A 12,665-nucleotide genomic window follows, 5' to 3' on the forward strand; every position below is an offset into this window, starting at 1 on the left:
TCAGCCGGTAAAGGTTGTGAGTTTTCCGTCTTCGAGTGTCAGCACGCGGTCCATATGCTGAGTGAGCGCCATATTGTGTGTCGCGACAAGCACAGCTGCGCCCTCACTGCGCGCAATACGGATGAGACTGGCAAAGACACGGTCGGTCGTGGTGGGATCGAGATTACCTGTGGGTTCATCCGCGATAACCAGCTTGGGATCATTCACCAGGGCGCGGGCAATCGCCACGCGCTGCTGCTCGCCCCCGGACAGTTGGCCAGGCTGGTGATCAGCCCGATCCGACAACCCCATCTCGGCAAGCAACTCGTCTGCTTTCTGCCGCGCCTGCCTGCGCTTCACACCATTCACCATGAGCGGCATGGCAACATTATCGCGCGCATCGAACTCAGGCAGAAGGTGGTGGAACTGGTAGACGAAGCCCAGCTTCTCGCGGCGCAGGCGCGTGCGGACACGATCCGAGAGTTGCAGCACGGATTCTCCGTCAAGCAGCACCTCGCCGCCTTCAGCGCGCTCAAGCAAGCCCGCTGTATGAAGCAGCGTGGACTTGCCCGACCCCGATGGTCCGACAAGCCCGACAAGCTCCCCACGGTTCAGCACCAGATCAGCCCCTTCCAGCACCTTCAGCATGTTGGGGCCGGAGCTGTATTCGCGGACAATCCCGCGCAGTTCGAGAACTGGCTCGCTCATCACTCGAACCTCAATGCATCGACAGGGTCCAGCCGCGCAGCGTTCCAGGCCGGCCAGATCGTAACGAGGATGGACATGCTCATCGCCCAGAGCGTGGTGAACAGCGCCTCACCCCAATCGAGTTCTGCCGGCAGACCATCAAGGCCGTAAACATCAGCCGCAAAGATTTCACGTCCCATGATCAGGCTTAGCGCAGCTTCTACGGCATCAATGTTAAGGACGATAAGGACGCCAAGACCGAGACCGATGAGCGCCCCTGTCAGGCCAAGAATAGCGCCGATCATGATAAAGATCCGCATGATGGCGCCCCGCGTCGCCCCTATCGTCCTCAGAATAGCGATATCACGCGTCTTGTTCTTCACCAGCATGACCACGCCGGTGATGATGTTGAGCGCAGTAATCGTGATCAGGATCAGCATGATGACCCGCATCATGCCGCGCTCGACGTTCAGCGCATTGAAATAGGATGCGCGCTGCTGCTTCCAGTCCTGCAGGTAATATTGACCATTAGTGGCCTCATTGATGTGCCGCATGGCGAGCTCCGACCTCATCGGATCTTCAACACGCACATCGACAAGCTGGTACTGGCCCTTCCTGTTGAAGAAGAGCTGCGCCTGCTGCATCGGCATCAGGACGTACAGCTTGTCGAGTTCGACACTGCCCGTCGTGAAAGTGCCACCAACTGTGTAGGTCTTGCTGCGGGGGGTCACCCCGAATGGCCCGGAAACGCCCTCAGGCGCGATCAGCCTGATCTCGTCTCCCGGCCGGATGCGCAGATCAGACGCCAGGAAGGCGCCGATCATGACAACGTCACCGCCATTCTTGCCTTCTCCCCATCCGACTGCTTCAGCCTCGCCCAGGCCGCCTTCGAGATAGGGAAGTTTGTCCATGTCCTGAGGGCGAATTCCTCGCACCAGCGCGCCCGTGCGAGCATAGTCTGACGTCGCCAGAACCTGCTGTTCGATTATGGGCGAGGCGCTTTTGATATCCGGCAGCTCGATGATCCGCTTGGCGAGTTCGTCGACATCTCCAGCCGGGTAATCCTCTACCTGCACGAAGACATGTCCCTGTCCGCCCAGAAGCGCATTCAGCAGTGTGGACCGGAAACCGGCCATGACAGACATGATCACGATCAACGCCATGACGGCGAGCATGATGCCAAAGAATGAAATGATGGAGATGAGAGAAACGCCGCCATGGGCCCGGCGCGCCCTCAGATAGCGCCACGCTAGTGCGCGTTCGACCCCGCCGAATGGCGCAGACTTCGCCATCAGCCAGCCTTCACTTTCTCAATCGCTTCAGCCAGCGGCAGCTCCGTCTTCTCGCCGCTCTTGCGGTTTTTGAGCTCGACAACGCCATTTTCGATTCCGCGGGGGCCTATCACGATCTGCCAGGGCAGGCCGATCAGGTCCATACGGTTGAATTTGGATCCCGGCCGCTCTTCAGTATCGTCATACAATACGTCGAGGCCGGCCTGTTGCAGCGCCTCATAGGCATCGTCAGCCACCTTGGCGACTGTCTCATCCTTGGGCCGCATCGAAATCAAGCCCACTTCAAAAGGCGCTACCGATTGCGGCCAGACAATACCGTTCTCGTCATGGCAGGCTTCAATGATACCGCCAACCAGACGGGAAACACCAATCCCGTAGCTGCCCATCTGAACCGGCACGGTTTCACCATCAGCGGTTTGCACGGTCGCGTTCATCGCCTTCGAATACTTGGTGCCGAAGAAGAAAATATGACCGACTTCGATACCACGCGCAGAAACCTGCCGGTCTGTCGGGATTTTACCGAACTCGGCTTCATCATGCTTTTCTTCGGTCGCCGCGTAGAAATCGGTTCTCTTCGCAACCTCACCGGAGACGTCACCATCAAAGTCGAGATCGAGCCCCGGCGCAGGCAGGTCGAGCATGGCCTTGTCGCAGAATACGGCGCTCTCGCCGGTGTCCGCCAGGATGATAAATTCATGGCTGAGGTCGCCACCAATCGGGCCAGTATCGGCCTGCATCGGAATAGCCGTCAGGCCCATACGGTCGAATGCGTTGAGATAGGCGCAGAACATCTGGTTGTAGCTGGCACGCGCCCCCTCTTCCGTCAGGTCGAACGAGTAGGCGTCCTTCATGAGGAATTCGCGACCACGCATCACACCGAAGCGCGGCCTGATCTCGTCGCGGAACTTCCATTGAGTATGGTAGAGATTGAGCGGCAACGCCTTGTAGCTCTTCACATAAGAGCGGAAGACATCCGTGATCAGCTCTTCATTGGTCGGGCCGAAGAGCATTTCCCGCTCATGGCGGTCGGTGATGCGAAGCATCTCCTTGCCATAATCGTCATAACGACCGCTTTCCTGCCAGAGTTCAGCCTGCTGGATCGTCGGCATGAGAAGCTCGATCGCGCCGGCACGGTTCATCTCTTCCCGCACGATCTGCTCGATCTTCTGCAGGACACGGAAACCAAGCGGCAGCCACGTGTAGATGCCAGCCCCATTCTGCCGGACCATACCGGTCCGGAGCATCAGCTGGTGAGAAACGATCGCCGCATCAGCGGGCACATCCTTGGAAACAGGCAGGAAATAGCGCGTCAGTCGCATGGTATTGAAGACTCGATACAAGCTTGTTGGTCTGGCTCGTGTTATTGGCTGAAACGCCAATTGGCTAGTGCGCGAATGCAATGTCAGGCGGACTGACCACCCCGCCGACCCTAGCGGCCATAGTATTGCAGGAGCGGGATCACAATCACGCCGGCAATGATCGTGCAGATGACCGCGCCAATCGTTGCCCAAAGGGCCTTCTTGGGCATCATATGCCGAGCGGGGGCGCCTTCTTCGGTCCCCTCTTCGACATCGCCCTCTTCAAACTGCCCCCGCACGCCGATGGGCAGGACAACAAACAGGCAGATCCACCAGGAGATAAGAAAAATGACTATGCCGCCGACAAGGTTCATCAGTGATCGCCTTTCGGGGTCTCCATCAGTTCGACCAGAACACCATTCGTATTCTTCGGATGGACGAAAACGATGGGCGTACCATGGGCGCCGATGCGGGGCTCGCCCAGCACAGTCGCCCCGCGATCCTTCATGACACTGACCGCTTCGTGAATATCCTCAACCTCAAAGCAGACATGGTGCTGGCCGCCTTTGGGGTTCTTCTGGATGAAGTTATGGATCGGGCTGTCTTCGTTCAGAGGCTCGATCAGCTCGATCTGGCTGTTCGGAAGGTTGACGAAACAGACCTTCACGCCCTGGGCCGGCATGTCGAAAGGGTCGGTAATATCGGTCGCACCGTACAGGGTCCTGTAGGTCTCGATGGCTTCCGGCAGCGATGGCACAGCCACACCAACATGGTTGAGCGGACCGAGTTTGAATTCCTTCGACATCTTCGTTTCCTCACACTCTCATGATCGTCACATCGACGAGCGGCTTGCGGCCAAATACGCGCTCGCATGACCGCCTGATCGTTCTTACCAGAACCGTCTCCACCGTATCATCGTCAAGCCGCTTGCGGCGTGACAAACCGTCCAGCGCCTCATCGCAGGCCATCTCGACAGCATCGAGAGACTCGTCAGCCAGGCTGCCATCCTCTTCGGAAAGCCCCCGAGATGTCAGGTAAGGCCCGTCTGCAATGCTTCCATCCTCATCAAACGTAATGCTGGCTGTTACGTAGCCATACTTTGAAATAGCGATGCGTTCACCGAGGCCCTCAGAATTTGCCGGCACCAGACGCGAGCCGTCGAGATGGAGACGACCGTTTGGCACAACGTCTATACACTCTGCCTTGCCGGGCCAGAGCCGGATCATATCGCCGTTGCGGGGCGTGACAGCTTCGGGCACCTGCATGCTTCGCGCGAAGGCCGCATGCTCCATGATGTGGCGGCGTTCCCCATGAACGGGCACGGAAATACGAGGACGGACCCACTGATACATGCGCTCCAGCTCGTCCCGCGCCGGATGGCCGGACACATGAATGGGATCCTGCGTCATACGGTCGGTAATAATGCGCACACCCCGCTCGGCGAGGGCGTTCTGCATATCAAAAATGCCCTTCTCGTTGCCAGGAATGACACGGGAAGAGAAAATAGCCGTATCACCTTCACCAAGCGACAGATTTCGGTGCGTTCCCGCAGAAATCCGCCCAAGTGCTGCACGTTCCTCACCCTGACTGCCCGTGCAGAGATAGAGGATCTTGTCCGCGGGGAATGATCCAGCGTCTGCCTCATCGACCAGATCGGGCAGGTCCTTCAGCACCCCGGTCTGTAGGGCGGCATCGACAATCTTGTGCATGCTGCGACCCGCCAGACAAACGCTGCGATCCGCTTTTTTGGCTGCTTCGATAACGGTCGCCACCCGCGCAACATTCGATGCGAACGTTGCAACGGCTACCCGCCCCTTGAGGCTTGCAATCAGCTCGATGAGATTGTGTCGAACAGTCGCTTCGGATCCGCTTTCGCCATCGACGAAAACGTTGGTGCTGTCACAGACCATGGCGAGAACGCCCTCGTCTCCCAGCTTCTTCAACCCGTCGACATCGACACCTTCGCCAATCAACGGGTCAGGATCGATCTTCCAGTCACCCGTATGCAGGATGGTGCCCGACGGGGTCTTGATAGCGAGCGCATTCGGTTCCGGAATGGAGTGCGTCAGCGTAACATACGTCACAGTAAACGGGCCGGCCTCGACCTGACCTTCGAGCGGAACGACATTCACGTCGACGTGCCCTAAGCCTCTCTCGGCCAGCTTTCCGGCCACCAGATGCGCCGTAAAAGGTGTCGCATAGAGCGGGGCACGAAGCCGTGGCCAGAGAAGGCCTACAGCCCCGATATGATCTTCGTGGGCGTGAGTCAGGAAGATCGCATCAATATTCTCTGCATGATCCTCGATGAATTGGGGATCAGCGCAGATAAGGTCGATACCCGGCGTTGTATCGTCTCCAAAAGTCACACCAAGATCGACCAGGATCCAGCGCCGATCATCGGACGGACCATAGCCATAGGCGTTCAAATTCATACCGATCTCGCCACATCCACCAAGCGGCAGGAAGACGAGTTCGGGCGTGTCCAGATTGGGCATGTCAGCCTTTGCTGTTGCGTCTGTAAATTTCAAGCAGGCCCGATTCCATCAGGCTCTGGTCGTAGTGATCTATGGTCGCGCTCGCGCCTTCAAAGAGGGAGGCCACACCTCCCGTCGCAATCACTGTCATCGGCCGGCCGTATTCTGCCTTCACACGGCGCACAAGACCGTCGATCAGGTCAATATAGCCCCAGAAGACACCAGTCTGCATTGCGGCCACGGTTGAGTCGCCAATTATTTTCTGCGGGCGCTGGATGGCGATGCGTGGCAACTGCGCAGCTGCATCATGAAGCGCACGCATGGACAGGTTGATGCCCGGACTGATAATGCCGCCTTCGAATCCGCCATCTGCGCCCACGACATCCAGCGTCGTCGCCGTCCCACTATCAATGACAATCAGCGGTCCCGGATAGGCAATATGAGCCCCGATCGCCGCGACAAGGCGGTCAGCGCCCACCTGCTCTGGCCGGGGAATACGGATGGGCACGCCCAGCTCCACACCCTCCTCCCCCACGACGAGGGGTTCGACGCCGAAATACCGCCGCGAGAGATTGCGGAAGTTGAACAGGGCTTGCGGAACGACGCAGGAAATCACGCACGCATCAATGTCGTAGAGCGAGACCTTGCGCATATCCATGAGCGGGCCAAGCCACACAACAAAGTCATCGGCGGTGCGGCGTGGGTCCGTTGCACTACGCCACATGGCGACCCAGTCTTTGCCATCGTGCAACGCAAAGACAGTGTTGGTATTGCCGACATCAATCGCAAGCAGCATCGCCACCGACCTCCCTTACAAGCTCCACATCGCCCGCTCTTATGATCTGCTCCGCGCCTCCGGGCAATTCAAGCCGCAACCCGCCATCCGGAGCGACGCCCTTGAAGACACCGCGAACGGCCTTGTCGCCCTGCCCGGCAGCTACAGTCTGGCCCATGCCTTCAGCCAGTGTTTCCCACTCGCGCAGCAAGGCGGGAAAGTCTTCCCGCGCCTGGGTGATCCGTCTTGCGAAGGCCGGGCGAAGCGCATCGATAATAAACTCCGGAGTGACGGCATGATTGGCCCCAAGACGAGCCAGCGACGTCGTCGTCTGCCCCGAACCTTCCGGTGCGGTCTGGACGTTCAGCCCCATACCAGCAGCAACCCACACACCGACCTGCTCCGTCTGACCGGCTTCGACAAGGATACCGCAAAGCTTTGCCCCATCCACCCGCACATCATTTGGCCATTTCAGCCTGACATCGACGCTTGGAATAACGGTCGCACAGACATCGGCGATGGCAAGGCCTGCCGCGAAGGGGAAACGGGTCGCCAGCCCGACGCCGCCCGGTTCAAGAAACAAGGCCGTACAAAACAGGTTACCAACTGGGGAAAGCCATTGGCGCCCGAGTCGTCCACGTCCAGCTGTCTGCTGCTTTGCGGCAATCCAGAGGGGGCCATACATATGGGCCTGAGCCAGCCGACGGGCTTCTTCATTCGTGCTGTCGATCGTCTCGTGCCACTGGACAGGCGCGTCAGGTGTCACTGATAGAACCCGGCCGCCGCACTTGTTGCCCAGTCCGCAAACGGCCCAATGAAGATAAAGAGCGCGATACAGGCTGCAGCAGCTGCATAGATCGCTGTCGTCACCATCGCGTCCACAGGCTGGAAGCGCTCTGCCGGCTCACGCACCCACATCACGAGAATGATGCGGAGATAATACCCGAAGGCGAGCACCGAACTGAGCACGAGCACAATCAGGAGCGGCAGAAGGCCTGCGTTCCAGCCTGCTTCGAAGATGAGAAGCTTGCCGAGGAAGCCAACAGCCAGCGGAAAACCGGCGACCGAGATCACCAGAATGGTCAGGGCAATCGCCATTCCCGTGCGCCGGCGCACAAGGCCAGCCAGTTCATCAATGCTCTCCACCATGCCGCCTTCGCGCCGCATCGCAAGGACGCCACCGAAGAGGCCGATCGAGGCTATGACGTAGGATGTCATGAAGACCAGGAGCGCCGCCGCGCCATATTCCGGACCGGCTGCGACCGCGATCAGCGCATAGCCCATATTGGCAATCGACGAGTAGCCGAGCAGACGCTTGAGATTGTTCTGGATGAGCGCCCCGAAGGCACCGATGATCATCGAGAGCGTCGCAATGATGGCGATCACCATCTGCCAGTCTTCGAAGACGCCCGGAAAGGCCGTGAACATGAGGTTCGCGAAAACCACCATGCTGGCCATTTTCGGCGCCGTGGCGAAGAAAGCCACAACCGGGCTTGGTGCGCCTTCATAGACGTCGGGGGTCCACACGTGCATGGGCGCGGCCGAGACCTTGAAGGCCATGCCGGAAATCATCAGCACCATGCCGAAGAGCAGGCCTATGCCGCCTTCTGCGTCTGCGATTGCTGCGTAGCTCGTCGAGCCGACAAAGCCGTAGACCAGTGAAATGCCATAGAGCAGGATACCGGACGCCAGGGCGCCAAGGACGAAGTATTTCAGGCCTGCCTCGGCGGACCGCATGGAATCGCGGTGGAATGCGGCCAGGACATAGGAGGACAGGCTGAGCGTCTCGATGCCCATATAGAGCGTCATCAGGTTGGAAGCCGACAGGATGATACCCATCCCCATCGAGGCAAAGATCACCAGCAGCGGGTACTCGTAACGGATCGTCTCGTGGCGCTTCAGGAAGTTCTCACCCATGAGAAGCGTGACTGCGCCGGCACCGAAGCTAACGACCTTGGCAAAGTTCACGAAAGGCGACGTGGTCACCAGTCCATTGAAGGCCTCGCCGCCTTCCCAGTTCAGCAGAACGGTACAAAGCGCAGCAATCAGCGACGCCGCGCCAAATTTGAACGACAGGCTGTTGAAGCGGTCACCGAAAACCGCCCCAAGCAGCACGCCCAGAAGGCCGGCAAGCGCCAGCAGCATTTCCGGGCCAATGGCCGCAATCATCGCCTCGAAGTCCAGCATGGGCGATTATCCTCCGGTGATCATCTGCAGCGCGCGCAGGCTCGACTCGCGCGTCACGTCGAAAACTAGGTTGGGCACCACGCCGAGCAGCAGCGTGCCGATAAGGAGCGGAACCAACGTAATCAGTTCCTTGACCGATACGTCCTTGATGCCTTCCAGCGCCGGGTTCGTGACCTGGCCGAACACGGTGCGCCGATAGAGCGTCAGCATGTAGACAGCCGAGAAGATCACGCCGAGTGCGGCACCGGCGGCGGCCCAGGTCGATGCCTGGAAGGCACCGGTCATGGTCAGGATCTCACCGACGAAGCCACTGGTGCCCGGCAAGCCGACATTGGCCATCGAGAACAGCATGAAGATGGCCGCATAGACAGGCATCTTGTGAACCAGACCACCATAGGCCGCGATCTCACGCGTATGCATCCGGTCATAAACGACACCGACGATGAGGAAGAGCGCGCCCGAGATCAAACCGTGCGAAATCATCTGGAAGATCGCACCCTGAACGCCGACCTCTGTGAAAGAGAAGATACCGAGCGTCACGAAGCCCATATGCGCAACAGACGAGTAGGCGATCAGCTTCTTCATGTCTGTCTGGCGCCAGGCAACCAGCGATGCGTAGACAATGGCAATCACCGACAGGGCAAACATCATCGGTTGGAAGAACTGGCTCGCATCCGGAAACATCGGCAGCGAGAAACGCAGGAAGCCATAGCCACCCATCTTCAGAAGAACACCGGCAAGGATAACCGAGCCCGCCGTCGGCGCCTGAACGTGCGCGTCCGGTAGCCATGTGTGGACTGGCCACATTGGCAGCTTCACCGCAAAGGACGCAAAGAAGGCCAGCCAGAGCCAGGTCTGCACCTCCGGCGCAAAAGCAAACGTCTCAAGCTGCGTTATATCCGACGTGCCCGCCTGCAGGTACATGAACACCACCGCGGCCAGCATGAAGAGCGAGCCGAGCAGCGTGTACAGGAAGAACTTGTAGGACGCGTAGATCCGGTCCGCTCCACCCCAGACACCGATGATGATGAACATCGGGATGAGGCCTGCCTCGAAGAAGACGTAGAAGACCACAAGATCGAGTGCACAGAAGACACCGATCATGAATGTCTCGAGCACCAGGAAAGCGATCGTGTATTCGGTCAGCCGTTCCTTAACTGAGCCGAAGGAGGCAATCAGGCTGAGCGGCGTGAGAAGCGTCGTAAGCAGGATCAGCATCAGAGACATGCCGTCGATGCCGAGCTTGTACTGCACATTCGCAAACCAGCTCACCTCTTCGACGAGCTGATAGCCTTCAGCGTCCATATCGAAGCTCGCGAGCATGACAAGCGATGCAAGGAAAGTGGCGACCGAGAAAATGAGGCCTGCTGTGAGCGCCTTGTTACCGGTCGCGACATCGTTCTCCTGGCTGCCCGTCATGGCGCGCACGAGCATGATCAGCACGGCGCCAGCGAGCGGCAGGAAGATGACCGCTGAGAGAATCGGGAAATTGCCCATCAGCCCGCGCCTCCGACGCGCCAGAAGATCACCGCGCCGAACACGAGGGCTGCGCCGATGATCACGAATGCATAGTGGTAGAGATAGCCGGTGTGCATGGCCGACTGGCGGCGTGACACCCAGCGTACGAGTGACGTGATGCCGTCAGGCCCAAGGCCGTCAATGATGCGCTTGTCGCCCGTCTTCCAGAAGAAGCCGCCCAGCCATCGGGACCCGGCAATGATCGTCGCATTGTAGATCTCGTCGAAATACCATTTGTTTGCGAACAGGCTGTGAAGCGGGCCGCCCGACTCCGCAATCTTCCGGCCAAAGCCGCGATTGAAGAGGTAGGTGAAGGTCGCGATCAGGAAGCCGGTCACGGTGACGAAAAGCGGCGCCCAGAAAACCCACTCGGGTACATTGTACTTCTCTTCGAGAAGGTGATTGTCCGCCGTCGTGTAGATCGCTCCGGCCCAGAACTGCCCCTGATCATGGCCGACGAAAGAGCCGTAGAAGATCAGGCCGGCAAAGATGGCCCCAAGCGACAACAGTCCGAGCGGAATAAGCATGACCAGCGGCGATTCATGCGGGTCGCCGTGATGGTGATCATGTCCATGATCGTCATGAGCGAGATGGTCGTCTGCATGGCTGTCTGCCTCATGGACATCGGCAGGCATCGAGTCTTCGCGCGGGCCGTGGAACGTCATGTAGATGAGGCGCCATGAATAGAAGCTGGTCAGCAGTGCAGCGAGAATACCGAACCAGAAAGCAACCTGCGCAAAGGTGATGCCGTTCTCGGTCGCGGCAAAGGCAGTTTCCAGAATGGCATCTTTTGAGAAGAAGCCGGCGAAACCGAGCTGCGTGTGCGGCAGGCCCAGACCGATGATCGCAATTGTACCGATCATCATGGCGGCATAGGTCAGCGGCATGTATTTCGCCACGCCGCCCATCCGGCGCATGTCCTGCTCATGATGCATGCCATGGATGACCGAGCCGGCACCAAGGAAGAGCAGAGCCTTGAAGAAAGCGTGCGTGAACAGGTGGAACATGGCGGCCTGATAGGCACCAATGCCCGCCGCAAAGAACATGTAACCAAGCTGCGAACAGGTCGAATAGGCAATGACCCGCTTGATGTCGTTTTGCGCCATGCCAACCGTCGCGGCATAGAGCGCGGTCACGGCACCAATGATCGTCACCATCCCGGCGGCCCACGGAGCATACTCGTAAATCGGGGAGACAAGGCAGACGAGATAGACGCCTGCCGTCACCATGGTTGCGGCGTGGATCAGTGCTGAGACTGGCGTCGGGCCTTCCATGGCGTCCGGCAGCCAGACGTGGAGGAAAAACTGGGCCGATTTGCCCATGGCACCGATAAAGAGCAGGACGCCGATAATCTCCAGGGCCGGCACGTCCCAGGCAAGGAACGGAATGACCAGCTCCTGGATAGGCGCTGCACCAGCCAGCGCCAGTGGCGTAACCGTTGCGTTCTCCTTGATCGCAGAAAGAACCGGTTCGAACTCGACAGACCCGAAGACCACGAAGACAGCCATGATCCCAAGCGCGAGGCCAAAGTCGCCGACGCGATTAGTTACGAACGCCTTGATGGCCGCGTCGTTCGGCGCCTTGTTATGGTACCAGAAACCAATGAGGAGGTAGGAGGCAAGACCCACGCCTTCCCAGCCGAAGAAGAGCTGGATGAAATTGTCGGCCGTCACGAGCATCAGCATCGCGAACGTGAAGAGCGACAGGTAAGAGAAGAAACGCGCGCGGTGCGGATCTTCCGACATATAGCCCCAGGAATACAGGTGAACGAGGCCCGAGACGCCCGTAATAACGGCCATCATGACAATGGAGAGCGCATCGACGCGAATTGCCCAGTCAGCCTGGAATTGACCGACATCAATCCAGGGCAGCAGCGTGATGATGTGCTGGATGGATGCGACCGCAGCTGACCCGTGCTCGCCGTCAGCCGGCCCGGCCGTGTGAACGGCTTCGGTAACGCCGCCACCAAATGCAAACATGAAAAGCTGAACGACCGAGAGGATGCCGGCAAGCCCGACCGTCCCGGTCGTCAGCACCATCGCACCGCTGTCGGTAATATATTTCTGGAACAGGCCAGCGATCAGAGCGGCAAGCCCCGGGCCCAGAACGATAAAGAGGAGTGCGTAATCCGGTAGCATCTGGCCCTACCCCTTCATCAGGTCGACGCTCTCGACGGCGATATCGCCGCGATTGCGGAAGTACACAACAAGGATCGCAAGGCCGACGGCGGCTTCAGCAGCCGCGACCGTCAGCACCAGCATGGCGAATATCTGGCCGGTGATGGTTCCGGAGAACACCGAAAAGGCGACCAGGTTGATGTTCACCGACAAGAGGATGAGCTCAAGCGCCATCAGGATGACGATGATGTTCTTGCGGTTCACGAAAATGCCGACCACGCCGACTGTGAACAGCACCGCCGAAACGGCGAGAAAGTGATTGATGGAGATATCCATGA

At 58.9% G+C, this 12,665-nt stretch carries 12 protein-coding genes; all 12 read right to left on the reverse strand.

Going from position 1 to position 12,665, the window contains the following annotated elements; translation table 11 throughout:
* A complete protein-coding gene (locus Q1K29_RS05885; RefSeq protein WP_300392032.1) occupies window positions 1-687 on the reverse strand; it encodes an ABC transporter ATP-binding protein in 687 nt (228 codons plus the stop codon).
* Window positions 687-1,958: a lipoprotein-releasing ABC transporter permease subunit gene (locus Q1K29_RS05890; RefSeq protein WP_300392033.1), complete on the reverse strand. Its 1,272-nt coding sequence runs from the start codon at window positions 1,956-1,958 to the stop codon at window positions 687-689. The genes Q1K29_RS05885 and Q1K29_RS05890 overlap by 1 nt, the downstream gene beginning before the upstream one ends.
* A complete protein-coding gene (gene proS, locus Q1K29_RS05895; RefSeq protein WP_300392034.1) occupies window positions 1,958-3,277 on the reverse strand; it encodes a proline--tRNA ligase in 1,320 nt (439 codons plus the stop codon). The genes Q1K29_RS05890 and proS overlap by 1 nt, the downstream gene beginning before the upstream one ends.
* Before the next feature lie 110 nt (window positions 3,278-3,387).
* Window positions 3,388-3,630 carry a DUF1467 family protein gene (locus Q1K29_RS05900; protein WP_300392035.1) on the reverse strand — a complete coding sequence of 81 codons (243 nt, stop codon included), beginning with the start codon at window positions 3,628-3,630 and terminating at the stop codon, window positions 3,388-3,390.
* A complete protein-coding gene (gene mce, locus Q1K29_RS05905; RefSeq protein WP_300392036.1) occupies window positions 3,630-4,061 on the reverse strand; it encodes a methylmalonyl-CoA epimerase in 432 nt (143 codons plus the stop codon). The genes Q1K29_RS05900 and mce overlap by 1 nt, the downstream gene beginning before the upstream one ends.
* Window positions 4,062-4,071: 10 nt before the next feature.
* Complete coding sequence (locus Q1K29_RS05910; RefSeq protein ID WP_300392037.1) at window positions 4,072-5,751, reverse strand: ribonuclease J; 1,680 nt, start codon at window positions 5,749-5,751, stop codon at window positions 4,072-4,074.
* A 1-nt stretch (window position 5,752) separates the two neighbouring features.
* On the reverse strand, window positions 5,753-6,526 hold the full coding sequence (locus Q1K29_RS05915) for a type III pantothenate kinase (protein WP_300392038.1): 774 nt from the start codon (window positions 6,524-6,526) through the stop codon (window positions 5,753-5,755).
* Window positions 6,510-7,271, reverse strand: coding sequence for a biotin--[acetyl-CoA-carboxylase] ligase (locus tag Q1K29_RS05920; RefSeq protein WP_300392039.1), 762 nt, complete (start codon window positions 7,269-7,271; stop codon window positions 6,510-6,512). Before Q1K29_RS05920 ends, Q1K29_RS05915 begins: the two co-directional genes overlap by 17 nt.
* A complete protein-coding gene (locus tag Q1K29_RS05925) occupies window positions 7,268-8,692 on the reverse strand; it encodes an NADH-quinone oxidoreductase subunit N (protein WP_300392040.1) in 1,425 nt (474 codons plus the stop codon). Before Q1K29_RS05925 ends, Q1K29_RS05920 begins: the two co-directional genes overlap by 4 nt.
* Window positions 8,693-8,698: 6 nt before the next feature.
* Window positions 8,699-10,189: an NADH-quinone oxidoreductase subunit M gene (locus Q1K29_RS05930; RefSeq protein ID WP_300392041.1), complete on the reverse strand. Its 1,491-nt coding sequence runs from the start codon at window positions 10,187-10,189 to the stop codon at window positions 8,699-8,701.
* Complete coding sequence (gene nuoL / locus Q1K29_RS05935) at window positions 10,189-12,348, reverse strand: NADH-quinone oxidoreductase subunit L (RefSeq protein ID WP_300392042.1); 2,160 nt, start codon at window positions 12,346-12,348, stop codon at window positions 10,189-10,191. Before nuoL ends, Q1K29_RS05930 begins: the two co-directional genes overlap by 1 nt.
* A 6-nt stretch (window positions 12,349-12,354) precedes the next feature.
* Window positions 12,355-12,663: an NADH-quinone oxidoreductase subunit NuoK gene (nuoK, locus tag Q1K29_RS05940; protein ID WP_300392043.1), complete on the reverse strand. Its 309-nt coding sequence runs from the start codon at window positions 12,661-12,663 to the stop codon at window positions 12,355-12,357.
* Between the last annotated feature and the right edge of the window lie 2 nt (window positions 12,664-12,665).

Source organism: Henriciella sp. (assembly GCF_029937755.1).
In the GTDB taxonomy this organism is placed as follows: domain Bacteria; phylum Pseudomonadota; class Alphaproteobacteria; order Caulobacterales; family Hyphomonadaceae; genus Henriciella.